This is a genomic window from Ruegeria sp. AM1, from assembly GCF_056540745.1.
In genome coordinates this window covers 1,447,865-1,472,642 of the sequence record NZ_JBQFXH010000001.1, presented here as the reverse complement: position 1 = coordinate 1,472,642, position 24,778 = coordinate 1,447,865, and the positions used below count along the sequence as shown (strand labels likewise).

Sequence of the window (24,778 nt, the reverse complement as noted above, 5' to 3'; positions counted from 1 at the left end):
TAGTCAACATGGCAATCGACAGGAGTCGCCATGCCCACCACCCTTATCGCCGGTTTCGTCCTCGGCTTTAGTCTTATCCTCGCCATCGGTGCGCAAAACGCGTTTGTGTTGCGGCAGGGCCTGCGTCGGGAACATGTCTTTGTTCTGTGCCTGACTTGCGCCATCTCGGATGCGATCCTGATAGCGATTGGGGTTGCCGGGTTTGGAACATTGGCAGAAGCCGCGCCATGGTTTGAGACCGTGATGCGATACGGGGGCGCGCTTTTTCTGACGTGGTACGGATTGCGCAGCTTCTGGGCAGCTTGGCAGGGCGGGGCGGTGATGACGGTTGAGAAGGGTCAGCGCTCGAGCATGCGGGCCGTTCTGCTGACCGTACTGGCGTTCACGTGGCTCAATCCGCATGTCTATCTGGATACGGTTGTCCTGATCGGTTCGATTTCGGCGCAATATGAGGATCGGCTCAGCTTTGGGATCGGCGCTGCAACGTCGAGCTTTGTGTTCTTTTTCTCACTGGGCTACGGGGCCAGTATTTTGTCGCCGGTGTTTGCACGTCCGCGCGCATGGCAAGTGCTGGATGTCATCATTGGCGTCGTCATGTTGGCGATAGCGGCTAAGTTAGTTGCGATGTGAAGGGTTGTCCCGCGGGCGTTTCCGTGTTCAATCGATGACATGGCTGCAACCGATAAGCACTCCCGCCCATTTATCGGCATGTTCTGGATGTTCTGCGCCGGGCTGTCCTTTGTGGTGATGACGGCCTTGGTAAAATCCCTCGGCGCGTCCATGGATCCCATTCAAGCTGCCTTCATACGCTATGCGCTGGGCCTGCTTTTTCTGCTGCCGGCGCTGCGCGTATTGATGGCCACGCATCTGACGGGTCGCCATCTGAAGCTTTTTGTGCTGCGCGGCGTTGTTCACGCCTTTGCGGTGATGCTGTGGTTCTTTGCGATGGCACATATCCCATTGGCCGAAGTCACGGCGATGAACTATCTGACGCCGGTTTATGTGACGCTCGGGGCCGCCCTATTCCTGGGTGAGAAACTTGCGTTTCGCAGGATTGCAGCTGTATTGGTCGCATTGATCGGAGTTATGATCATCCTGCGCCCTGGGTTCCGAGAAGTTTCGATCGGACATATTGCGATGCTGGGTACGTCGCTGACACTTGGGGGGTCATATCTTTTGGCCAAGGCCGTCGTCAAAGATGTCAGACCTTCGGTCGTTGTTGCTCATCTGTCGATCTGGACGACCGTATTTCTGATACCTTTCGCCATTGCAGTCTGGGTGCCACCCAGCCTGCGCGATATCGGCGTGCTCTTTCTGGTCGCCTGCTTTGCGACCGCCGGGCACTACTTCATGACATTGGCGTTCCAGGCTGCGCCGGCTGCGGTGACACAGCCCGTCGCCTTTTTGCAGTTGATTTGGGCGACCATTCTTGGGGTCGTGGTGTTTCATGAGGGCATCGATCTTTGGGTGATTGCAGGAGGCACGGTTATCCTTGCATCTGTGACCTTCATTGCGTGGCGCGAAGCGGCGCTGAATCGGGGAAACTTGACGAAGCCCCCGGTTGCCGCCAAGCTGGACTAGACAGATCAGGCCCGTCGATGTGTTATTGATTGACGAGTCAATAAAAACCTCTTAGCATCTTTAGACTAGATTGTGTTGAGGGGGCGGCGATGCCAAAACTCGGAATGGAGCCGATCCGGCGGGATGCAATCGTCAAAGCAACGATTGCCGAACTGGGCTCGAAGAAATCCCTTGATGTGACCGTCAGTCAAATTGCCAAACGCGCAGGTATGTCCAGCGCATTGGCGCACCACTATTTCGGCGGGAAGGATCAGATATTTTTGGCCGCTATGCGCCGGATCCTGAGCGATTTCGGAGATGAGGCGCGCGCCGAGCTGAAAGTGGCGGCCCCGACCGAACGCGCCCAAGCGGTCATTCGGGCCTGCTTTGCACCCTCGTGTTTCAGCCCCGATGTGATTGCGGCCTGGATGACCTTCTATGTGCTGGCGCAAACCAATCAGGATGCACTACGCCTCTGGCAGATCTACCAGGCGCGTATTCGGTCAAACCTTGTGGATGCACTGCGCCCGCTCATAAACGATCCGGTCGAAGCTGCCGAAAATATGATTGCCCTTATTGATGGTCTCTACATCCGCGCTGCGCTTAGTGCGCCGGAAGAACCTCAACTGGCTGTTGACCACGCGATGCGTGTTTTGACGACGTTAATTGAGGCTGAAAAATGACACAACCTAACATTCTGATCCTCATGGTGGATCAGCTGAACGGGACCCTCTTTCCGGATGGTCCTGCAAATTGGCTTCACGCGCCGAATTTGAAGAAACTGGCTGAGAGATCGACAAGATTTGCCAACGCCTACACCGCTTCGCCGTTATGTGCGCCGGGTCGCGCTAGTTTTATGTCAGGTCAGCTTCCGTCGCGCACGGGGGTTTACGACAATGCTGCAGAGTTTCGCAGCGACATCCCGACATATGCCCACCACCTGCGCCGCGCGGGATATTACACTTGCCTTTCGGGTAAGATGCATTTTGTCGGGCCCGACCAGTTGCACGGGTTTGAAGACCGTCTGACAACCGACATTTACCCAGCCGATTTTGGCTGGACCCCTGACTATCGCAAACCAGGTGAGCGGATCGACTGGTGGTATCATAATATGGGCTCGGTCACGGGGGCGGGCGTCGCTGAAATCTCCAATCAGATGGAGTATGATGACGAGGTCGCTTATCATGCCAAAGCCAAGCTTTATGATCTGGCCCGCGGCAATGATGCACGTCCGTGGAGCATGACTGTCAGTTTCACACATCCCCATGACCCATATGTGGCACGACGTAAGTACTGGGATTTGTACGAGGATTGTGAGCGCCTTCTGCCCGAGGTTTCTGATCTGGGCTATGACAATCAAGACCCGCATTCCAAGCGTATTTTCGATGCAAACGATTGGCGCAGTTTTGACATAACCGAGGAAGACATCCGCAAGTCGCGTCGCGCTTATTTCGCCAATATCTCTTATCTGGACGACAAGATTGGCGAGATTTTGGAGGTGTTGGAAACCACGCGGCAGGAAGCCATCATTCTCTTTGTCTCGGATCACGGGGATATGTTGGGGGAACGGGGTCTTTGGTTCAAAATGAACTTCTACGAGGGATCGGCACGCGTTCCGTTAATGATCTCAGCCCCCAACATGCCTGCTGGTCGTATTGACGTACCGGTTTCTACGATCGATGTGACACCGACACTCGGTGCGCTTGCGGGCGTGGATATGGCTGAAATCGCACCCTGGACAGACGGTGAAGACCTTGTGCCGTTGGCGAATGGCACAGAGCGGACCGCGCCGGTAAAGATGGAATATGCGGCTGAGGCGTCTTATGCCCCCATGGTTTCGCTGCGGTATGGCAAGTGGAAGTATAACCGCTGTGCGCTTGACCCGGATCAGCTTTTTGATCTTGAGGCTGATCCGCATGAGCTGAATAACCTCGCTGACCGGCCTGAACATGCGGGCACGCTGCAAACTCTGAACGCCAAGTCCAAGGCCCGCTGGGACCTGGATCGTTTTGATGCTGACGTGCGCGCCAGTCAGGCCCGGCGTTGGGTCGTCTACGAGGCGCTGCGGCAGGGCGGGTATTACCCATGGGACTACCAACCGCTGCAGCAAGCGTCAGAGCGCTATATGCGCAACCACATGAATCTGGACAATCTAGAGGACCGCCAGCGATTTCCACGCGGTGAGTAACCTCTTTAACTATCAGGAATAATTCCATCGGGTGCGCAACTGGCCGCCACCGTCTGAGATCGGGAGTCGTAAGAAATGGAAGCAGATTTTGTCATCGTAGGTGCGGGCTCTGCGGGCTGTGCGATGGCCTATCGCCTGAGCGAGGCAGGGGCTTCGGTTTTGGTGATCGAATATGGCGGTACCGATGCTGGGCCGTTCATTCAGATGCCTGCCGCGCTGAGCTATCCGATGAATATGTCGCGATACGACTGGGGGTTTCAGTCCGAGCCTGAGCCGCACTTGAACAACCGCAGGCTTGCATGCCCAAGAGGCAAGGTGATTGGTGGATCGTCTTCGATCAACGGCATGGTTTATGTACGCGGTCACGCCCGCGATTTTGACACTTGGGCCGATATGGGCGCGGATGGCTGGTCCTACGCGGATGTTCTGCCCTATTTCAAACGCATGGAGACATGGCATGACGGTGGCCATGGCGGCGACCCGACATGGCGCGGCACCGACGGCCCCCTGCATGTCTCGCGCGGCCCGCGCGCCAACCCCTTGTTTCAGGCCTTTGTCGATGCAGGGCGGCAGGCGGGCTATGAGGTCACCGGTGACTACAATGGGGAAAAGCAGGAAGGCTTTGGCCCGATGGAGCAGACCGTCTGGAAAGGGCGGCGCTGGTCGGCGGCCAATGCCTATCTCAAGCCCGCCCTGAAGCGCGACAATTGCGAGATTGTCCGCGGGCTTGCGTCGCGCGTTATCATTGAGGACGGCCGCGCAACCGGCGTTGAACTGATCCGGGGCGGCAAGACCGAAATCATCCGCGCCCGACGCGAGGTGGTGGTCGCGGCCTCGTCGATTAACTCCCCAAAACTGCTTATGATGTCTGGTATCGGCCCTGCCGCGCATCTGGCCGAACACGGGATCGATACTGTTGCCGACCGTCCGGGCGTTGGTGCCAACCTGCAGGATCATCTGGAGCTGTATATCCAGCAAGCATCCCTGCAACCGATCACGCTCTACAAACACTGGAACCTGATCAGCAAGGGGTTGATCGGGGCGCAGTGGCTATTTACCAAAACCGGTCTGGGCGCGTCGAACCAGTTCGAAAGCGCCGCTTTCATCCGGTCTAAGCCGGGCGTGGAATATCCCGATATTCAGTACCATTTCCTGCCGATCGCCGTCCGTTATGACGGCCAAGCCGCCGCAGAGGGTCATGGATTTCAGGCGCATGTCGGTCCCATGCGCTCGCCGTCGCGCGGAGCGGTTACATTGCGGTCGGCCAAGGCGCAGGATGCGCCGATCATCAAGTTTAACTACATGAGCCACGAAGAGGACTGGGAAGATTTCCGCGCCTGCATTCGCCTGAGCCGCGAAATATTTGGGCAGGGCGCGTTCAAACCCTATGCCGGAAAGGAAATCCAGCCGGGCGCGCAGGTCCAGACAGATGAAGAGCTCAACGACTTCATCGCCGAACACGCCGAAAGTGCGTATCACCCCTGCGGAACCTGCCGGATGGGACGTGCGGACGACAAGAATGCGGTGGTTGATCCCGAGGGTCGGGTGATTGGCGTTGATGGTTTGCGTGTCGCTGACAGTTCGATCTTTCCTCAGATCACCAACGGCAATCTGAACGCGCCGTCGATTATGGTGGGAGAGAAAATCTCTGACCATCTTCTGGGTAAAGATGCTCTGGCGAAGGCGAATGAGCAGCCATGGATTAATCCGAACTGGGCCGTTTCACAGCGCTAGGTCAGTGCGTTGCGTGTTGGTTGTTATTTTGGGTCCTGGCGGGCTTGATCGGCATCAAAGATGAGGGGTCGGATTGCCTGTAGCAATTAAGAGGCAACGATAGATCAAGGAGCGATCAGGAATGTCTCACACCCCGCACGAACTGGCCGAGGAGTTTCCGGACAAAGTTGATGTCATGAGCCAGCTCAAGCAATCGAACGCGCATTTCGCGCGCCTGTCTGACGCGTATCATGAGGTCAACAGGGCGGTGCACCGGGCCGAAACCAACGTGACCCCAATGGAGGATCTGGCCGAGGTTGAGCTGCGCAAAAAGCGGGCTTCGCTCAAGGATGAAATCTGGGCCATTCTTGCCAATAGCTGACAGCTTCCTGCGGGCGGGGCTGGCCTGCCCGCCGCATCAGGTCACCTGATAGGGTAATGTGCCACGTGTGTGCGTGTCGATCGTCAAGCGGCGCTCCAGCGGCGGTACAGAACGCTGGTGGCAGGTCTGACGCTCGCAGATGCGACAGGAAATCCCGATGGGCTCATAGGCGCTGGCGTTGCTGATATCCAGATTGTCGGCATAGACCAGCGCTTCGGCATGACGCACATCGCATCCCAGTGCGATTGCATATCGCCGCACCGGTGCCCCGAATGAACCGCCGGGTTTTGAGATATCCCGGGCAATCGAAATGTATCTTACACCGTCGGGTGTTTCGGCCAGCTGCAAAAGGAAATGCCCGGGCGTTTCAAACGCACGATGCACGTTCCATAGCGGGCATGCGCCACCAAAGCGGGCGAATTGCAGCCGTGTGGCTGAGTGACGTTTGGTGATTGTGCCAGCCTGATCCACCCGGACAAAGAAGAACGGAATCCCTTTGGCTCCGGGCCGTTGCAGGGTCGACAGACGGTGTGCAACCTGCTCGATAGACGCGCCGAAGCGATTGCTAAGCAGCTCGAGATCGTGCCGGTCCTCTTGCGCGGCTTCAAGAAAAGCAGCGTAGGGCATAAGGGACGCACCCGCGAAGTAGTTGGCGAGGCCGATTTTGGCGATCGAACGAGCCTCCTCACTCTGAAAACGGGCAAAATCAAGCGTCGCTTCAAGCAGCTTGTCTTGACTGATGAGGGCGACCTGCAGCAGCAGCTGAAAAACCTGTGTCTGAGGCGCAGCGCGCGACGACAGGCGCAGTGTTTTGCTGTCAGCGTCATAGCTGCGCATCGTCTCCATATCGTCAAACCTGACCTGTATGCCTCTCTCAGACAAGCTGCTGATCGCTGCTTGCCGGATGCCGCCCGGCTCTTCGGCCCGCGCAGCGAACCGTTCTGCCGCGCGGTCAACCGCATCAATGTAGTTGTCGCAATAGTGGAAAAAGTCGCGCACCTCTTCCCAGGGGCTGGCCTGCATATGGGCATCTTCGCGCCCCAGCGCCTCGTCAAGAGAGGCCAGTCTTTCATGGGTCTGACGATAGGTTCTGTGCAATTCGATAAAGGCCCGCGCAAGGGCCGGGGCATTGGATGCAGCAAGTCGCAGATCAGCCAGCGGTGGGACGGTGTCCGCAAACACCGGATCGGCGAGCGCTTCGCGCATGTCCGAGACCAGCCTTTCGCTGTCACCGGTGCTTAGCTCGGTCACGTCCATTCCGAATTCCTGCGCCAGCGCCAGCACAACTGTCGTCGAAATCGGACGATTGTTGTTTTCCATCTGGTTGAGGTAAGGCAGAGAAACGCCTAATTTTGCAGCAAATTCTTTCTGCGTCAGCGTCAGGCGCGTCCGCATTTCGCGCAGTTTCGCGCCGGCATAGAGTTTTTGGGTGGCCATGATGACTCTTTGCAGTTTTCCTAATTTCGTAGGCTAACTTTGCAAACTGCTGAGCGCAAGCGATCTACAGGTTCAGTTGCCGTTCGCGCCAGATGACGCTGCTGATGGCAACAATAGCCAGGAGCGCGGTGGCGAGCATCAGCCAAAGCAACGGCATTGCGCCTGTTTCGCGGGTCAGTAATGCTCCAGCCAGCGCGCTGAGGGCCGCTCCGCCGCCCAACATAATGGCACCGCTCAGGCCGGATGCGGTTCCGGCAAGGTGGGGGCGCACAGACAGCGCCCCAGCGGTTGCGTTTGGGATCGACATTCCGTTGCCCAGGCCGACAGCCGTCACAAAGCCAAAGAAGCTGAGCGCCGTGCCAAAGCCCGCTGCGAACAGGGCGGCCGAGATGGCCACGCCCAATGCGTTCAGCCAGCATCCCCACAGAACCATACGATTGACCCCGAACCGTGCCGAATACCGACCGCTGATAAAGTTGCCGAAAAAGTACCCCACGGCGGGTGCCCCAAAATAGAAACCAACTTCGGCAGGGGTCAGGCCAAACACTTCGGTTCCAATAAAGGGAGCGCCGCCCAGATAGGCAAAGAATGCGCCAGAGGACAGCGCCGAAGACAGCGAATATCCCCAAAACCGCGGCGAGGTCAGCAAGGCAGGGTATTCCCGGAACTGCTGCATGAGCGTCTTGCCGCTTTTTGCGGCGGTTTCGCCAAAGTCGGAGTAGGTCAAGGCAAGCGTAAGCGCGGCGAAAGCAAAAGGCAGCCAGAAATTGGCTTTCCAGCCAAAGCTCTCCTCAAGCAGGCCGCCAATGGCGGGGCCAATCATTGGCACAACGGCCATGCCCATTGTGACATAGCCCAGCATGGAGGCGGCCTGATCCTGTTCATACATGTCGCGCACGGCGGCGCGGCTGAGGACGATGCCGACAACGATGACCGCCTGGCACATTCTGAAGAACAGAAAGAGTTCGACATTCGGGGCGTAGATGCAGCCGAGCGTAGCAAGCAGAAACAGGGCCAACCCCCACAGCAGAACGGGGCGCCGCCCGGCCTTGTCGGCAAGCGGGCCAATCAGAATCTGCATCACGGCGTTCACCAGCAGATATAGTGCAATCGAGAGCTGCATCACCCGATAGTCTGCGTCGAAATAGACCGCCATAAGGGGTAGGCTGGGCAGGTACAAATTCATGTTCAGCGCCGACAATCCTGACAGCAGGACCAGCGTGGCGATTGTAGGTGGGGTTTGCCCGATCGAGCGCGAACTAAACTGCATGGTTCACTCATACGGGCTGCTTTCGGGAATTTCTATCAGATTGATGGATTAATGTGTTAATTAACTGATTTGCAGTTTTCTGCCTGATGGTTGCCAGAAATTTGCAAATTTGCCGAAAAAGCCTTTGGACCTATCACCGCTGTCTATAATGTCCCGATAAATTTCACAGAGGACTATCGTGATGAAGGACATCCTTTCCGAGCTTGAAGAGCGTCGTGAAGCCGCACGGCTGGGTGGCGGCCAGCGGCGTATTGATGCGCAGCACGCCCGCGGCAAACTGACTGCGCGCGAACGGATAGAGCTGCTGGTCGATGAAGGCAGTTTTGAAGAGTTCGACATGTTCGTCAGTCACCGCTGTACCGATTTTGGTATGGAAAACCAAAAGCCTGCAGGTGATGGCGTTGTGACGGGATGGGGAACGATCAACGGCCGCATGGTCTATGTCTTTTCGCAGGACTTTACCGTCTTTGGTGGCTCGCTGTCCGAGACGCATGCGCAGAAGATCTGCAAGATCATGGATATGGCGATGCAAAACGGTGCGCCTGTGATCGGTATCAACGATTCGGGCGGCGCACGTATCCAGGAAGGCGTGGCTTCGCTGGCGGGCTATGCCGAAGTGTTTCAGCGCAATATCATGGCCTCAGGTGTGGTGCCCCAGATCAGCGTGATCATGGGGCCTTGTGCAGGCGGCGCGGTTTACAGCCCGGCAATGACCGACTTTATCTTTATGGTCAAAGACAGCTCGTACATGTTTGTGACCGGCCCCGATGTGGTCAAAACTGTCACCAACGAGGTCGTGACCGCTGAGGAACTGGGTGGCGCGTCCACCCATACCAGGAAGTCTTCGGTGGCGGATGGGGCGTTCGAGAACGATGTCGAAGCGCTGGCCGAAGTGCGTCGTCTGGTCGACTTCCTGCCGCTGAACAACCGCGAAAAGCCGCCGGTCCGCCCTTTCTTTGATGAACCTGACCGGATCGAAACCTCGCTGGATACGCTTATCCCAGAGAATCCGAACACGCCCTATGACATGAAGGAACTCATCACCAAGGTGGCAGATGAGGGCGATTTCTACGAAATTCAGGAAGACTACGCTAAGAACATCATCACAGGGTTCATCCGGCTTGAGGGGCAGACCGTTGGCATCGTCGCCAATCAGCCGATGGTTCTGGCCGGATGCCTGGATATCGACAGCAGTCGTAAGGCTGCGCGGTTTGTGCGTTTTTGTGATTGCTTCGAAATTCCGATCCTGACCTTTGTTGATGTGCCGGGCTTTTTGCCGGGGACTTCGCAGGAATATGGTGGTGTTATCAAACACGGGGCCAAGCTGCTCTTTGCCTATGGCGAAGCAACCGTGCCGAAGGTGACAGTGATTACACGCAAGGCCTATGGCGGAGCCTATGACGTGATGGCGTCAAAACATCTGCGTGGCGATTTCAATTATGCTTGGCCCACCGCTGAGATTGCGGTGATGGGCGCAAAAGGTGCCACCGAGATCATCCATCGTGCCGATCTGGGCGATGCTGACAAGATTGCGCAGCATGCGCAGGATTACGAAGACCGGTTCGCTAACCCGTTTGTCGCGGCTGAACGTGGTTTTATCGACGAGGTGATCATGCCGCAGTCGACGCGTCGCCGGGTGTCGAAGGCCTTCGCCAGCCTGCGGAACAAGCAGCTGAAGAACCCCTGGAAAAAGCACGACAATATTCCGTTGTAAGCAATGAATGGCGTTCACATGCATAGAATAGCGCGGGCCAGCGGCTTTGCGCGTGCGGCCCCGGGCGGAGGAGCCTGTCTTTGGCAGGTCCGGGGTCGCGCATTTGCATTGGGAGCGCTTGTTTTTATCGCGGGGCCAGCCGCTCATGCGCAAAACCTGCCGGTGCCATCCGGTCAGCCGGTTGAGCTGAGCGATGTGTTACTCGACAACAATCCTGGCGAGCTGTGGCTCAGGTTCCGGTTCATCACGCCGAAGATCGGCGCGACCGTCGGGAAGATCGGATATGATGTGGCCTCGGCGGACATGATCCATCTGTGTGACGTTCTTGCGGTTCCCTATGTCGACAAGCACCAGCTTGAACCGGCGCGGGTGGTGATCTCGTTTTCTGATCGCCCCGTTGAATTTGGCAATTCTGCGCCCGAGGCCACCCAGTTCTTCGAGTCTTACCGATTGGAGCATTCCCAATGCATCTGGGACGGATTCTGATGACGCGTGCGCTATCATCTGGCATTGCACCGCTCATGCAGATTGATGCGGTTTTGGAGATGCTCATGAGGATTCCACTCCCAACGGAGAAATGCGCTCAACATCGTTCCGACGGTTCGGACGGTGAGGTGCGGATATGCTGAAACATCGCGGTTTTCCGGGGCGTTTGCCCGGCACAGACTTCCAGTTCACCATCCGTCGCGCCAACCCAAAGGGTGTCACGCCGATCACTCAACGAGAGCGGTTCCGTGATCGCAAGCCGCCGGATCGCCGCGCGGATGCAGCCTTTCTCGAGGCGCTGTGGGAACATTTCGGCGATCAACCTTTTGAGCGGGGGAATCTGGATGCAGGACGCCTGAGCTGGCTGTTCGGACGCGAGGTCATTGCCGCCGAAGACCCGTTTGACCCGGCCAGTTATGATGCTTTGCTCGTGATCGATCCTGAGACTGCACGCCAATCGTTTCCCGATGTTTTTGATCGGTCAGGTCGGGGGTGACGACTCTCATGCCTCATATCAGGGCGCACAACCCGCGTCATATCGGCAATTTCCCTGTGGCGGCTTTGCCGTCAGAAGCACGCTGCCTGAGTGAAATTGAGGCTAACCCGCCGGATTTCGGCGCATTTTTGCGCGGGTTTTTGCTGGATGGGCAGGATTCAGCCGGAAATTCAAGTGGAAACAATGTCTGGTTGGCGGTGAAGATTGTGCTGTGCAATGTGGTTGAGCTGTGCGGCTCTACTTTGCCTGCGTCGCACGTGCACCTACTATTCCGTACCCCTTCCTTCCGCGGGCGGGCTTGTGTTTCCCACATAGCCTCGCCCGCGTTTTTCTTTTTGATTAAAGTGATCATAAAAAGGCAAAAATCTGCACATTTTGTCCGCCAATACCCATTGATATTGAATAACAGGCTAGGTTCGGCCCATCTGATAGCAACAGGATCACGATATCAAAAAGGGCAGAAAAAATGCGATTCTCACAACTCATCCTTGTTGCAGCAACCTGCGCAGGCCTTACCGCCTGCGGTGACACAACGGGCGAACAAGCGCTGTTGGGCGGTGGTGCCGGCGCAGTGGGGGCGGCGGTTCTCAGTGCCGATCCGCTGCTGGGCGCGGCGGTCGGTGCCGCAGGCAACGTTCTGTACTGCAGGACCCAGCACAACTGTAACTAACGCTGATATCTCGGGGCGCGTGTCGCCTCGGTCGTCATCACGTAATGCGCCGTCTTGGGGAATTGTCCCCGGGGCGGCGTTTTGCGTTTCCAGAACACCAAGACAAAGGACGCTCCATGTTCAATAAGATTCTGATCGCCAACCGGGGCGAGATCGCCTGCCGGGTTATCAAAACGGCGCGAAAGATGGGAATCGGCACGGTTGCCATCTATTCAGATGCAGACCGGCAGGCGCTGCACGTGGAGATGGCCGATGAAGCGTTGCATATCGGTCCGCCGCCGGCAAACCAGTCTTATATCGTGATCGACAAGGTGATGGATGCAATTCGCCAGAGCGGCGCGCAGGCGGTTCACCCGGGCTATGGCTTCCTGTCTGAAAACGCCAAATTCGCTGAGGCACTTGAGGCCGAAGGCGTCGCCTTTGTCGGCCCTCCGAAGGGCGCGATTGAGGCGATGGGTGACAAGATCACCTCGAAGAAAATCGCGCAAGAGGCCGGAGTGTCGACGGTGCCCGGTTATATGGGGCTGATCGAAGACGCGGACGAGGCGGTGAAGATCTCGAACGAGATCGGTTATCCGGTGATGATCAAGGCGAGCGCCGGTGGCGGTGGCAAAGGCATGCGGATCGCATGGAACGATGAAGAGGCGCGCGAAGGCTTCCAGTCGTCCAAGAACGAGGCGGCGAACTCGTTCGGGGATGATCGTATCTTTATCGAGAAGTTCGTGACCCAGCCGCGCCATATTGAAATCCAGGTCCTGTGCGACAGCCACGGCAACGGCATCTATCTGGGCGAGCGTGAATGCTCGATCCAGCGCCGGAACCAGAAAGTGGTCGAAGAGGCACCGTCGCCCTTCCTGGATCCAGAGACCCGCAAGGCCATGGGCGAACAGGCAGTCGCGTTGGCCAAAGCCGTGGGCTATGCCAGTGCCGGAACGGTAGAATTCATCGTGGACGGCGAAAAGAACTTCTATTTCCTTGAGATGAACACCCGCTTGCAGGTGGAACACCCGGTGACCGAGCTGATCACCGGTGTCGATCTGGTCGAACAGATGATCCGCGTGGCCAATGGCGAAAAGCTGACGATCACGCAGGATGACGTCACCCTGACCGGTTGGGCCATTGAAAATCGTCTGTATGCAGAGGATCCGTACCGCAACTTTTTGCCGTCGATCGGCCGTCTGACGCGCTATCGCCCGCCGCAGGAAATCGCTGCCGGGCCGCTCTTGGTCAACGAGAAATGGCAAGGTCAGGCCCCCAGCGGCGATGCAGCCGTGCGCAACGATACCGGCGTCTATGAGGGCGGCGAGATCAGCATGTATTATGACCCGATGATTGCCAAGCTGTGTACCTGGGCCCCAACCCGCGAACAGGCGATTGAAGCAATGCGCGTTGCGCTGGACAGTTTTGAGGTCGAAGGGATTGGTCACAACCTGCCGTTCCTGTCAGCGGTGATGGACCATCCGAAATTTGTCAGCGGTGATATGACGACCGCTTTCATCGCCGAGGAATACCCAGACGGGTTCGATGGCGTCGAGCTGCCCGAGGCCGAGTTGCGCCGGATTGCGGCCTCATGTGCTGCGATGCACCGCGTTGCCGAAATCAGACGCACCCGTGTTTCAGGCCGGATGGATAATCACGAACGCAAAGTAGGCAAGCGCTGGGTCGTGTCGCTGCAGGGACAGGACTTTGCGGTTCAGGTCAACGCTGACAAAGAAGGTTCGACAGTGGCGTTCGAGGATGGCTCGACCCTGCGTGTTGCGTCTGACTGGACCCCCGGCGATCAGCTGGCGGTTCTGGATGTCGAAGACGCCCCGTTGGTGTTGAAGGTGGGCAAGGTCTCGGGCGGTTTCCGTATTCGCAATCGCGGGGCGGACCTCAAGGTTCATGTGCGCCGCCCGCGCCAGGCTGAGCTTGCGAAGCTGATGCCGGAAAAACTGCCACCCGATACGTCCAAAATGCTGCTGTGCCCGATGCCGGGCCTCATCGTCAAAGTGGATGTTGAGGTTGGTCAGGAAGTGCAGGAAGGGCAGGCGCTCTGCACCGTTGAGGCGATGAAAATGGAAAACATTCTGCGCGCCGAGAAGAAAGGCGTTGTGTCCAAGGTCAACGCCGGTCCGGGCGACAGCTTAGCGGTGGACGATGTGATCATGGAGTTTGAATAAATCCATGCAGCAACGGATGGCGACCTTGTTGGCCTGGGTGGGCGGCGCGGCTGCAGTGTTTCTTGCACTGTCGGTCCTGATGCTCGGCGTGCCATTGGACAGGGGGCCATCCGTTGCGCTTTTGATTGCTGTGCTCAGTGCCTGCGGGTGGTTGTATTTGCATCACACGGGCGACGATACGCAGGTTACGCATACGGTCATCTTTAAGTTTCTGTTTTCTATCGCGCTGCCTGTGCTTGCAGTTCTTGGCGCGCCTCTGCTGGTTTTGTCACAGTTCTATGACATCGAAATCAGGCTGTGGCAGGCGATTATTGCCGGGTTGGTGATTGCAACCGGTTGGCTGACCACGGCGGTTTTTGCCGAGTTAGAACGCAAGCGGGCCAAGGCGGAAAAGCTGCGCGACTATCACAAGGCGCTCTATGCCGAGATCGGATATACGCTGCAGACCCTTTGGGACGATGGCGAAGCCGAAACGGAAGCGGCAGGCATTGTCGCGAAAATGCAGGCCAGCAAGAAGTTCATTCCCTTCATCCCGCGCGAGCACCACGATTTCTTATACGAATCACTGGTCGGAGAGATTGAGGTTCTACCCCGCGTCACCATCGATGCGGTCGTGGCCTATTACAGTCAGATCAAATCTATGACTGCCTTGGCCGAAGACATGCGGGGCGAGGCCTTTCGCAGCCCCGCGATGAAACAGGACCGCAGAATCCTGATGTATCAGGACTATTTCGAAATGCGAAAAAACGCGTTCACCATGGGTCAATACGCGTTGGGTTTGATCAAGGAATATGCGGAAAAAGGCCCGGAGGCCGCTCAGGCACTGGCCGAGCGTATCAATAACCAGGCCGCGGCCCGGTCCGACCTGTCACAGGGATCGGAGTGAACGGAATGTTGGGATCCTTTTCCATTCGGTCTTCCTTTCCTGGGTTGCTTACAGGGCCGTATGCCCCGTCTGCCTTAAATATAGGTGAATGCAGGGCATTTCACAAGGGGCCTGTGGCTCAACCACCCTCGCGTCGTTCGCGGATTTCACGCTCGCGCAGCGGTGTTTTGTCTATGGACCGACTAATCTCGCGAACGCTCCAGGGGGACGGTTTGCGCAGCTTCACCACGCCGTCCTTGTCCACAAACACCATCTGGAACCCGCGCGGGCGCAGTTTGGACCGGATGGAGGACCGTGCCGACGGATCGGTATCGGTCAGAACGATCACATCCCGGTCGCGCATCATGGCTTCGCCATCCAGCAGCATATCGATCTGTTGTTGGAATCTGGGGTCTGCCGGTGTGTCGGCAAACACCACGATGGGTCGATGGGTCCACAGAAAATCGCTCAGATCGCTGTCTTCAACGGGCTGGACGAAAACCTCTTCTTCCGTGGCCGCGCCGTCAGCAGCCAATGCGGCCAGCGGTATTAGTGCAGAAAAAACAAAGGCAAGCGTGCGTGTCATAAGGCCTCCTGTCAGGTTGAATATAGCCTCTGTGCGGGCGAATGCGACCGGCGAAATGCGCGCGGATGTCAAATTTTTGCGTTCAGACGCCGGCAACTGGCCGATTGCGCGGCGCAAACCAACGTTTCCGAACACGATGCTGGCAGGGCGACCCCCTGCAGCCCTCCGAATTGAAAGAAGGAAGACGCTATGACCGACACAAAGAACTGGCGCGCGCTGGCCGAGAAAGAGCTGCGCGGGCGTCCTTTGGATGATCTGACGACGCATACGATCGAAGGAATCGACGTCAAGCCACTGTATACGCAGGAAGATACAGCCGAATTGCCCCATATGGGCTCGCTGCCGGGATTTGGTCCGTTTACACGAGGCGTCAAGGCGACGATGTATGCCGGGCGTCCTTGGACCATCCGCCAATATGCCGGGTTTTCGACGGCCGAAGAATCCAATGCATTCTACCGCCGTAACCTGGCGGCAGGTCAGCAGGGGGTCTCGGTCGCCTTCGATCTGGCAACACACCGGGGTTATGACAGTGACCATCCCCGCGTTGTCGGCGATGTCGGTAAGGCAGGCGTGGCCATCGATAGCGTTGAGGATATGAAAATCCTGTTCGACGGCATACCGCTGGATAAGGTTTCGGTCTCGATGACCATGAACGGTGCCGTGATCCCGATTCTGGCGAATTTCATTGTGGCGGGCGAAGAGCAGGGGCATGACAAGTCCGTGCTGGCGGGCACCATTCAGAATGACATTCTGAAAGAGTTCATGGTGCGCAACACCTATATCTACCCGCCCGAGCCGTCGATGCGGATTATCTCGAACATCATTGACTATACCTCGAACGAGATGCCCAAGTTCAACTCGATCTCGATCTCGGGCTACCACATGCAGGAGGCCGGCGCGAACCTCGTGCAGGAGCTGGCCTATACCATCGCGGATGGGCGCGAATATGTGCGCGCCGCGCTGAACGCGGGTATGGACGTGGATAAATTCGCGGGCCGTTTGTCGTTCTTCTTTGCCATCGGCATGAATTTCTTCATGGAAATAGCCAAGTTGCGCGCCGCCCGCACGTTGTGGCATCGCGTGATGACCGAGTTTGGGGCCAAGTCCGAACGCTCAAAAATGCTGCGGACTCATTGCCAGACCTCGGGCGTCAGCTTGCAGGAACAGGACCCCTATAACAACGTGATCCGCACCGCCTATGAGGCGATGAGCGCGGTTTTGGGCGGCACCCAGTCGTTGCACACCAACGCGCTGGACGAGGCGATTGCGCTGCCCACCGATTTCTCGGCCCGTATCGCGCGCAACACCCAGCTGGTACTGCAAGAGGAAACCGGCGTGACCAACGTGGTCGATCCGCTGGCTGGCTCTTACTACGTCGAAAGCCTGACCAATGAGCTGATCGAGAAAGCCTGGGCCCTGATGGAAGAGGTCGAAGAGATGGGCGGCATGACCAAGGCCGTCGCCTCGGGCATGCCCAAGCTGCGCATCGAAGAAAGTGCAGCCCGTCGTCAAGCCATGATTGACCGGGGTGATGAGGTCATCGTCGGGGTAAACAAATACCGCAAGGAACAGGAAGACCCGATCGATATTCTGGACGTGGACAATGTCGCTGTGCGCGAGGCGCAGGTGGCGCGGCTGGAACGCATTCGCGCCACGCGGGATGAAGCAGCCTGTCAGGCGGCACTGGACGAACTGACGCGCGTGGCGCGCGAAGACGGCAATCTGCTTGCCGCAGCGGTCGAAGCGGCGCGCGCGCGCGCATCGGTAGGAGAGATCAGTATGGCAATGGAAAAGGAATTCGGCCGTCATCGCGCCGAAGTGAAAACGCTGGCCGGTGTCTATGGCGCCGCTTACGAGGGCGACGAAGGCTTTGCCGCGATCCAGAAATCCATCGAGGATTTTGCCGAAGCCGAAGGCCGCCGCCCGCGTCTGCTGGTGGTCAAAATGGGTCAGGACGGGCATGACCGCGGGGCCAAGGTTATCGCCACGGCCTTTGCAGATATCGGTTTCGATGTGGATGTGGGCCCCTTGTTCCAAACCCCGGCTGAGGCCGCGCAGGACGCCGTGGACAATGACGTCCACGTCATCGGTATCTCCTCGCAGGCCGCGGGCCACAAAACGCTGGCCCCGCAACTGGTCGAAGAACTTAAAAAAGCCGGTGCTGAAGACATTATCGTCATCTGCGGCGGTGTGATCCCACAGCAGGATTACCAGTTCCTCTACGATCACGGGGTCAAGGCGATCTTTGGGCCGGGCACGAACATTCCGGAGGCCGCACAGGATATCCTGCGGCTGATCGGCGAAGCCCGCAGCTGAGGAAAAGGTGACGCCCTTGCCATTCAGGGCGTTTCGGCGAAGATTACGACAAAAGCAGCGTGCAGACGCGCGCTGCTTTTGCTTTGATCGACTGCTCGGGGAGAATGCGTATGATACTGGATCATTTGGCAGTGGCGGGTGAAACGCTGGACGCCGCCGCCGCCCATATCGAAGACGCATTGGGCGTGAAACTGCAAGCGGGGGGCAAACACGCGAAGTTCAGCACACATAACCGGCTTCTCGGGCTGGCCGATGGGCTGTATCTCGAGGCCATCGCCGTTGATCCCGCCGCACCCGCGCCAGAATTTCCGCGCTGGTTCGATCTGGATCGGTTCTCAGGCCCCCCGCGCCTGACAAATTGGATCTGTCGCGTTGATGATATCGAGGCAGAGCTGGCCGCGATCCCCAGCGGCGCAGAGGCCATTGATCTGGAACGCGGCGCGTTGCGGTGGCGCATGGCGGTTCCACCTTCGGGGCGGTTGCCCTTCGATAATCTCTTTCCTGCGCTCATAGAATGGCAGGGTGATCTGCACCCTGCACAGATGCTTCAGGCCAGCGGCTGCCGGCTGCGCCGCCTGGTGATTTTTCACCCTGATGCGCTGGATCTGGCCAAAATACTCGGCCCGCTCGACGGTGTGGCGTTCGACACCGGTCCAGCTGGAATGCTAGCCGAGTTTGATACGCCAAGCGGACCCCGCGTGCTGGAATGATCATCCGGCCCGCCACCGCTGGCGATGCCTCGGCGGTGGCTGCGATCACCAACGCAATCATTCGCGATACTCTGGTCACCTTCACCACGAATGAGCGCGATGCCTCGGCTATTGCCGCAGATATCCAAAGGCGCGGCCCGCGGTTTTTGGTGGCCGAGCGCGACGGGCAGGTAACCGGATTTGCAACCTATGCACCGTTTCGGGACGGGCCGGGATATACCCATAGTCGCGAGCACTCAATTCAGTTGCTGCCAGGCGCGCGGGGTAAAGGGGATGGACGTGCCTTGATGGAGGCGCTGGAAAAGGTGGCGATTTCCGATGGGGTGCATGTTTTGGTTGCGGGCGTGTCCTCGGCCAACCCCGATGCGATTGCGTTTCATGCGGCGCTTGGGTTTTCCGAGGTTGGGCGCATGCCCGAGGTTGGTCAGAAATGGGGGCAATGGCTGGACCTGGTATTGATGCAAAAAATTCTTGCGCCGGAATGATTGGTCGCACCTGACAGTCGCCTGCACCCGCGCTAGGGTGCGCATATGTCGATCTGGACCCGGATATCTGATGCGCTGAGTGCGCTTGCCCAAGGTGAAAGCCTTGCTGCTGTTTTTGAAAAGTTGCGCAGCCCGCCCGAGCGTACCGTTGCCTTTGCAATTGCGGTTATTGCGCTTGGGGCCAAGATGGCCAAAGCCGACGGGCAGGTGACGCGCGACGAGGTGACTGCCTTCCGCGAAGTTTTTCAGATCGCGCGCGATGATGAGGATGGGGCTGCCCGTGTCTTTGACATGGCGCGGACGGATGTGGCCGGATATCAGGAATATGCCCGCAAGATCGCGGGCATGTTCTCGGATGACAGTACCACGCTCTGCGATCTTATGGAGGGGCTGTTCCACATCGCGATGGCGGATGGGTTTTATCACCCGAACGAAAATGAGTTCCTTGAAGATGTCAGCCGCATATTCGGCCAGACGGATGCGCAGTTCATGGCGCTGCGCGCGCGCTTTGTCCCGGACGCGCCCAAAGATCCCTATACGGTTCTTGGTGTGACGCACGATATGCCGATGACCGAGATTCGCAAAATATGGCGACAGCTTGTGCGCGACACCCATCCCGATGCGATGATGGCGCGGGGCGTCCCGGAAGAGGCGATTCGGCTGGCAGAAAAGCGAATGATCGATATCAACCGGGCCTGGGACGAAATCAACGGCGCAAGGGTCTGAGGTGATGCGGCTGGCGACCTATAATATCGAATGGTTTGCCAATCTGTTTGATCAGGATGACAAGCTGATTTTAGACGACAGTTGGTCCGGGCGGCGCGACGTTACCAAAAGCCAGCAGGCAGAGGCCATCGCCAAAGTTTTTACAGCCATCGACGCGGATGCGATCCTTGTGGTCGAGGCTCCGAACACTGGCAAGCGTCAGAATACTGTGCGCGCCCTTCAAGGGTTCGCCGAGGCCTTCGATCTGCGATGCACAAATGCCGTGATGGGATTTGCGAATGATACCCATCAAGAGCTGGCACTGCTTTACGATCCGGACGCCTTGACGGCCCGCCACGATCCGATGCTTGGCACGGATGAGTGCGCACCTCGGTTTGACGGAGAGTTCAGAATTGATCTGGATGTCGACGCGACGCAGGATATTGTCCGGTTTTCCAAGCCTCCGATGGAACTGGCGGTGAAGGCCAGATCGGGTTTTGAGTTCCGCCTGATTGGTGCGCATCTGAAATCAAAAGCCCCGCATGGGGCAAAGACCCGGGATGAGGCGGTTCGAATTTCCATCGCAAATCGCCGAAAGCAACTGGCGCAGGCGGTTTGGTTGTCGCGCAGGGTGCGCTATCATCTCGACAAGGTAGAACCTGTGATCCTGCTTGGCGATCTCAATGATGGTCCCGGTCTGGATGAGTTTGAACATCTGTTTGGGCGTTCCTCGGTTGAGATTGTGTTACAGGCCGGGCTCTATGATCCACATGCCGTTCGTGCGCACCGCCTGCGGCCGGGCTCCATCCCGTCCACGGCCCGCTTCCCAAAGCCGGAAGAGGGGCGGTTCCTCGAGGCGTTGCTGGATTATGTCATGATCAGTGACGATCTGAGGGCGCGGCAGCCTGCATGGCGTATCTGGCATCCCTTCCGGGATGAGGCCTGTTGGGACATGCCCGAATTGCGGGCGGCGCTGCTGACGGCCTCGGATCATTTTCCGGTCACTTTGGATATCGATCTGTGACCTTTCAACAGCCCGGCGTTGAGCATATATAAGGGCCATGTATCGTGTTGTACTGATATCCGCCGCACTGGCCGCCACACCTCTTGCTGCGCAAGAGGACGAGGGTAAATCCCTGATGGAGCAGGGGGCTGAGCTGTTCTTTGAAGGCCTCCGGCAGGAAATGGAGCCCGCGCTTGATGATCTGCTTGGTCTGGCGGAACAATTCGGCCCCGCGATGCAGTCCTTCTTTCAGGAAATGGGCCCGGCACTGGCGGACCTGACATCGCAGATCGAGGACTGGAGCCTCTATGAAGCGCCCGAGATTCTGCCAAATGGCGATATCATCATCCGCAGGAAGCCAGAACAGCCTGAGCGCCCTGTGGAAAATCAGGATCCTCCGCAGGGTGAAATAGATATCTGATCCTCAGCGCCTGCCGCGCATGACCACCTGGGTTTCGGACGCCAGTGCAGATGCAAGTGAGTTAAACCGAGCTTCGGCGACCTCGTTGAACAACGGGTCCGCTGCGACCGGCAACAGCAACTCAAGTATTCGCTTTTTGGGATACAGCCGGAGTTTACCCATCGGGGCATCATTCTGCATCCACAGCATCGCACCGAACCGCATGGCCTTGCCCAGAATTTCCGCCTGCTGCTGTTCTTTCTCATTCAGCAGATCATAGAGCGCAGTGAACCGGTTGCCTTCGCGTTTGTTGCGGTATCGATGCTGTAAGGCCAACCCGATAAAGACACGTTCTGAATGTTTTAACCCGCCCAGATTGGCACGGGTGACATAGTCAAAGCACACCTCGGCCCGATAATCGGGATGCGCGCGCCAACTCACATCATGCAGCAGGCAGGCTGCCCTGATCAGCCGGATATGCGCGGGTGGGGCGGATTTGAACAATGGCATCACGAAATCGAACAAATGCCTGCCAAAACCCGGAAGGCGCGCGTCTTTGGCCTCGGAAAACCGGCTGGCCTCGATCAGGGGGTCGCGGTCACGCAGACCTTGCGGCATCTGTTCGTACAGCAGACCTTCGCGGATGCCATAGCTCGATATGGCGATGTCTTTGGGTTTGAATGTACGCAGCAGGCGACTCAGCACATCCATCGCATAAGGGATCAGCGACATGCGCGAGCTTGAGACGCCAGCCTCGCTGCGGATTTTGTCAGGGTCGCTTTTTTCGATGAATTTAATGGTTTCGCGCACCTGCTTGTGGGTCATGCGGTACTCATGAAGCACGTTCAGCGGATAGCCCCGGCGCAGCATATCCAGCCGGGCAAAGGCACGCCAACTGCCGCCGACCAGAAACAGGCGATCCCGTTGAGGGCCCATCTGATCGCGCAGCTCTTCCATCGTCTGTTTGATATGCGCTTTTCTGGCCCGGCGCCCGCCCTTGATGTCACGCAGCTTGAGCGGACCCAGCGGCGAGGTGACGCGCAGGCCGACATCCCCGCCTCCGATCTCGGCCAGTTCCATCGACGAGCCGCCGATGTCGCAGATCAACCCATAAGCTCCGGGCCAGCCCAACAATACGCCCTGCGCGGACAATCTGGCCTCTTCCGCGCCATTGATCACGGATATGGTCAGGTCGGTCGCGTCTTTGACTTCTGCGCAAAAGGCGGGCCCGTCACTGGCTTCGCGGACGGCGGCGGTTGCGACAACGTGCAGACCGGGCAGGCCCAGATCCTCAGCGACACGTTGAAATCTGCGCAGCGCTTTCAAGGCCCGCTCTCGCCCCAACGGGTTCAGACGACCTGTTTCGGACAGCCCCGCGCCAAGCTCGCACATTACTTTTTCATTATAGAAATAAGCAGGCGAGCGGGCAGCCCCGTCAAAGATCACCATGCGGACCGAGTTCGATCCCACGTCAACAACACCCACCCGGGACAACGCCCGTGTTTCGGGGTCATCGAACAGCGGTTTTCCGAATGTCCCCCAGTCCGGTATTTTGGAATCGATCGTCTGTTCCATATTCTGTCCAACTCTTCCGGGGGCAGGATGCGAGATCACTGGTGACGGGTCAATCTTCGGTTTCAGGACTATCTGCGCTTTTGTTCAGGATGCGTATTGCCAGCGCACGGGTAATTTCCCGCTTTTCGCTTAAGGCGACTTCGTCCAGTTGCGCAACAACGTCGGCGGCGGTTTCGAAACGGCGGTCCATATGCTTGACCAGATACGCAATGACGTCGGGGCCGGGGTTCAGTTGGCGATCCAGAAACAGCTTGGCCAGTACCGCCCCCAACAGCGCATCGTCGGGCGGGTCCAGCGCCACGTGATGCGCCGCCTCTATCCGGCTTTGCAAATCCGCGAGGGGCAATTGCCAGAACTTCGGGGCCAGACGTCCGGTCATCAGCAGCGTCTGACCCTCAGCCAGCGCCAGGTTATGCAGGTGAAACAGCGTTTTCTGTTGCTCGGTATTATCTGCGATCTGCGGCACATCCTCGACCGCGACCGGTGTGCGCGCCAGTGCGGGCACATCCTCATGCCGCAGGTCAGATGCCTGAATGATCTGCCCGCCGGTCTCAGCCGCCCAGACATGGGCCAGATGCGTCTTTCCGGCTCCGGCAGGGCCGCTCAGAACCAGTTTGTTACCCGGCCACGAGGTCGCGGATATCATTGCCACGGCCAGCGCGTTTGCGGGGGACACAAAAAAATCCTCCCGCCCCAGCGCGGTCTTCGCCGGAAGGTCAAAGCTTAGCTGTCTGGCCATTCAGTCGTCTTCCTGCGTCAGACCTTCGAGGCCGGTGTAGAGGCGGCTTGTCATGTATTGAGAGGTGGCAAACCGCGCGAGCACACCCAAAGCTGCTGCCACCGGTACGGCAACCAGCATCCCGACAAAGCCAAACAAGGCACCAAAAACAGAAAGGGCCAGCAATAACCAAACCGGATGTAACCCAACCGAACTGCCGACCAGCTTCGGGGTCAGGAAATTGCCTTCGGTCACCTGACCCAGCGCAAAGATGCCCGCTACCAATCCAATGGATGTCCAGTCACCCCAGAACTGAAACAAAGCCAGACCGATGGCCAGTGTGCCACCGATCAGGGCCCCAAGATAGGGGATAAACGTCACCAGCCCGGCGATGAAGCCAACGATCAGGCCGAATTGAAGGCCGACCAGCATCAGAGCGATGGCATAGTAGGTGCCCAGTATCAGGCAGACCGTGCCCATACCGCGCACGAATGAGGCCAGAACGTTGTCGATCTCGCCGCTCAACTTGCGGATTGTCGGGGCGTGATCCCGTGGCAACAGCTGGTCGATCCGCGCAATCATTCGATCCCAGTCCAGCAGCAGATAGACCGAGACAACCGGCACGATGACCACCAGAACAACCACGTTGATGGCCGACCCGAGCGAAGCGACCAAAGTCTGCAGCACATCCCCGGTTTTGGATTTCAGCGTGTCGCCCAGAGAGACCAGGAACTGGTGTGTGCTTGATTCAGCGTCCAGAATTGCCGGGAACTGCCGCTCGATGAACGAGCGGAGTTCTTTGAACAGGTTGGGAAGAACATCGATCAGATCAACCAACTGGGTCACAAGTGTCGGAACAACCAGCAGGATCATCACCACAAACAGCAAGACGCCTACAACCGTTATGATAGCGGTTGCGCCAACACGGGACAGGCCCAGTTTTTCAAGGCGATCCGCGACCGGATCGAGGAAATAGGCGATGGCGCCGCCAATCACGAAGGGCAGCAGAACATCTCCCAAAAGCCACAAAATAAGGACAAACAGGGCCGCTGCAGCGCCCCAATATCTAAGCTGATCCTTTACAGGCAAAGCCATTGCGCGGTCCTCGTTGCAGCTTCTGCTTGTGTTCTTGACCCATGCTGCTGCGCGATGCAAGCGCTTCATTGGGCAGGCGTTTTCCCGATAATACATCCGTTTGCTGTTGGATCGGTTGCCCATACCCTGCAACTACAGAGCTACCGTACGGGAGCTTTGCGGCGATGGTACGGTGGCGGCATTGATTGAAGCAGGTGGTGATGGGAACGTAAAAACGCCATTGCGTGATTGCCCCCGGCAAG

General features: G+C 57.9%; 24 protein-coding genes. 18 read left to right on the top strand and 6 right to left on the bottom strand.

The window, feature by feature from the left end; all coding sequences use genetic code 11:
- The first annotated feature begins 30 nt into the window (after positions 1 to 30).
- The 6 genes from ACR0I7_RS07365 to ACR0I7_RS07340 all read left to right on the top strand — a co-directional run bounded on the left by ACR0I7_RS07365 (position 31) and on the right by ACR0I7_RS07340 (position 5,843).
- The gene (locus ACR0I7_RS07365; RefSeq protein WP_480509569.1) at positions 31 to 630 is read left to right on the top strand and encodes a LysE/ArgO family amino acid transporter; all 600 of its coding nucleotides are present in this window, start codon (positions 31 to 33) and stop codon (positions 628 to 630) included.
- Between the two features lie 39 nt (positions 631 to 669).
- Positions 670 to 1,581, top strand: a complete 912-nt coding sequence (locus ACR0I7_RS07360) for a DMT family transporter (protein ID WP_480509568.1) — start codon at positions 670 to 672, stop codon at positions 1,579 to 1,581.
- Positions 1,582 to 1,670: 89 nt separating this feature from the next.
- Positions 1,671 to 2,243 (top strand): choline-binding transcriptional repressor BetI, encoded by a 573-nt coding sequence (gene betI, locus ACR0I7_RS07355; protein ID WP_480509567.1) that lies wholly within the window; start codon positions 1,671 to 1,673, stop codon positions 2,241 to 2,243.
- Positions 2,240 to 3,748 (top strand): choline-sulfatase, encoded by a 1,509-nt coding sequence (gene betC / locus ACR0I7_RS07350; protein ID WP_480509566.1) that lies wholly within the window; start codon positions 2,240 to 2,242, stop codon positions 3,746 to 3,748. Before betI ends, betC begins: the two co-directional genes overlap by 4 nt.
- 75 nt (positions 3,749 to 3,823) lie before the next feature.
- Positions 3,824 to 5,482, top strand: a complete 1,659-nt coding sequence (gene betA / locus ACR0I7_RS07345) for a choline dehydrogenase (RefSeq protein WP_480509565.1) — start codon at positions 3,824 to 3,826, stop codon at positions 5,480 to 5,482.
- A gap of 121 nt (positions 5,483 to 5,603) precedes the next feature.
- Positions 5,604 to 5,843, top strand: coding sequence for an HP1242/YdcH family protein (locus ACR0I7_RS07340; protein WP_480509564.1), 240 nt, complete (start codon positions 5,604 to 5,606; stop codon positions 5,841 to 5,843).
- Positions 5,844 to 5,879: 36 nt separating this feature from the next.
- On the opposite strand, the gene ACR0I7_RS07335 is transcribed toward ACR0I7_RS07340, so the two are convergent.
- Both ACR0I7_RS07335 and ACR0I7_RS07330 read right to left on the bottom strand, forming a co-directional pair.
- Entirely contained in the window at positions 5,880 to 7,280 is a 1,401-nt protein-coding gene (locus ACR0I7_RS07335) for a helix-turn-helix domain-containing protein (RefSeq protein ID WP_480509563.1), read from the bottom strand.
- 64 nt (positions 7,281 to 7,344) lie between these two features.
- Complete coding sequence (locus ACR0I7_RS07330) at positions 7,345 to 8,550, bottom strand: multidrug effflux MFS transporter (RefSeq protein ID WP_480509562.1); 1,206 nt, start codon at positions 8,548 to 8,550, stop codon at positions 7,345 to 7,347.
- Positions 8,551 to 8,731: 181 nt separating this feature from the next.
- Here ACR0I7_RS07330 and ACR0I7_RS07325 point away from each other — a divergent pair, with 181 nt between their 5' ends.
- From ACR0I7_RS07325 to ACR0I7_RS07300, 6 genes are all read left to right on the top strand, one after another.
- Positions 8,732 to 10,264: an acyl-CoA carboxylase subunit beta gene (locus ACR0I7_RS07325; protein ID WP_480509561.1), complete on the top strand. Its 1,533-nt coding sequence runs from the start codon at positions 8,732 to 8,734 to the stop codon at positions 10,262 to 10,264.
- 18 nt (positions 10,265 to 10,282) lie between these two features.
- On the top strand, positions 10,283 to 10,750 hold the full coding sequence (locus ACR0I7_RS07320; protein WP_480509560.1) for a DUF6497 family protein: 468 nt from the start codon (positions 10,283 to 10,285) through the stop codon (positions 10,748 to 10,750).
- Positions 10,751 to 10,886: 136 nt separating this feature from the next.
- Positions 10,887 to 11,246 (top strand): hypothetical protein, encoded by a 360-nt coding sequence (locus ACR0I7_RS07315; protein ID WP_480509559.1) that lies wholly within the window; start codon positions 10,887 to 10,889, stop codon positions 11,244 to 11,246.
- 466 nt (positions 11,247 to 11,712) lie between these two features.
- A complete protein-coding gene (locus ACR0I7_RS07310) occupies positions 11,713 to 11,916 on the top strand; it encodes a hypothetical protein (RefSeq protein WP_480509558.1) in 204 nt (67 codons plus the stop codon).
- Between the two features lie 116 nt (positions 11,917 to 12,032).
- Positions 12,033 to 14,078: an ATP-binding protein gene (locus ACR0I7_RS07305; protein ID WP_480509557.1), complete on the top strand. Its 2,046-nt coding sequence runs from the start codon at positions 12,033 to 12,035 to the stop codon at positions 14,076 to 14,078.
- A gap of 4 nt (positions 14,079 to 14,082) precedes the next feature.
- Positions 14,083 to 14,964: a hypothetical protein gene (locus ACR0I7_RS07300; RefSeq protein ID WP_480509556.1), complete on the top strand. Its 882-nt coding sequence runs from the start codon at positions 14,083 to 14,085 to the stop codon at positions 14,962 to 14,964.
- 118 nt (positions 14,965 to 15,082) lie between these two features.
- Here the strand turns inward: ACR0I7_RS07300 and ACR0I7_RS07295 are convergent, their stop codons facing one another.
- The gene (locus tag ACR0I7_RS07295) at positions 15,083 to 15,529 is read right to left on the bottom strand and encodes a DUF4174 domain-containing protein (RefSeq protein ID WP_480509555.1); all 447 of its coding nucleotides are present in this window, start codon (positions 15,527 to 15,529) and stop codon (positions 15,083 to 15,085) included.
- Between the two features lie 189 nt (positions 15,530 to 15,718).
- Between ACR0I7_RS07295 and scpA the strand changes: the two genes are divergently transcribed.
- The 6 genes from scpA (at position 15,719) to ACR0I7_RS07265 (ending at position 21,169) form a co-directional block, all read left to right on the top strand.
- On the top strand, positions 15,719 to 17,845 hold the full coding sequence (gene scpA / locus ACR0I7_RS07290; protein WP_480509554.1) for a methylmalonyl-CoA mutase: 2,127 nt from the start codon (positions 15,719 to 15,721) through the stop codon (positions 17,843 to 17,845).
- A 110-nt stretch (positions 17,846 to 17,955) separates the two neighbouring features.
- Positions 17,956 to 18,555: a VOC family protein gene (locus tag ACR0I7_RS07285; RefSeq protein ID WP_480509553.1), complete on the top strand. Its 600-nt coding sequence runs from the start codon at positions 17,956 to 17,958 to the stop codon at positions 18,553 to 18,555.
- Entirely contained in the window at positions 18,552 to 19,040 is a 489-nt protein-coding gene (locus ACR0I7_RS07280) for an N-acetyltransferase family protein (protein WP_480509552.1), read from the top strand. The genes ACR0I7_RS07285 and ACR0I7_RS07280 overlap by 4 nt, the downstream gene beginning before the upstream one ends.
- 45 nt (positions 19,041 to 19,085) lie before the next feature.
- Positions 19,086 to 19,766 carry a TerB family tellurite resistance protein gene (locus ACR0I7_RS07275; protein WP_480509551.1) on the top strand — a complete coding sequence of 227 codons (681 nt, stop codon included), beginning with the start codon at positions 19,086 to 19,088 and terminating at the stop codon, positions 19,764 to 19,766.
- A 4-nt stretch (positions 19,767 to 19,770) separates the two neighbouring features.
- Positions 19,771 to 20,769 (top strand): endonuclease/exonuclease/phosphatase family protein, encoded by a 999-nt coding sequence (locus ACR0I7_RS07270; RefSeq protein WP_480509550.1) that lies wholly within the window; start codon positions 19,771 to 19,773, stop codon positions 20,767 to 20,769.
- Between the two features lie 37 nt (positions 20,770 to 20,806).
- Positions 20,807 to 21,169: a hypothetical protein gene (locus tag ACR0I7_RS07265; protein ID WP_480509549.1), complete on the top strand. Its 363-nt coding sequence runs from the start codon at positions 20,807 to 20,809 to the stop codon at positions 21,167 to 21,169.
- 3 nt (positions 21,170 to 21,172) lie between these two features.
- Here ACR0I7_RS07265 and ACR0I7_RS07260 read toward each other — a convergent pair whose 3' ends face one another.
- The 3 genes from ACR0I7_RS07260 to ACR0I7_RS07250 are packed head-to-tail and all read right to left on the bottom strand — an operon-like array spanning position 21,173 to position 24,536.
- Positions 21,173 to 22,723, bottom strand: coding sequence for a Ppx/GppA family phosphatase (locus ACR0I7_RS07260; protein WP_480509548.1), 1,551 nt, complete (start codon positions 22,721 to 22,723; stop codon positions 21,173 to 21,175).
- Between the two features lie 49 nt (positions 22,724 to 22,772).
- A complete protein-coding gene (locus ACR0I7_RS07255; RefSeq protein WP_480509547.1) occupies positions 22,773 to 23,462 on the bottom strand; it encodes a P-loop NTPase family protein in 690 nt (229 codons plus the stop codon).
- Entirely contained in the window at positions 23,463 to 24,536 is a 1,074-nt protein-coding gene (locus ACR0I7_RS07250; protein ID WP_480509546.1) for an AI-2E family transporter, read from the bottom strand.
- Positions 24,537 to 24,778: the final 242 nt, after the last annotated feature.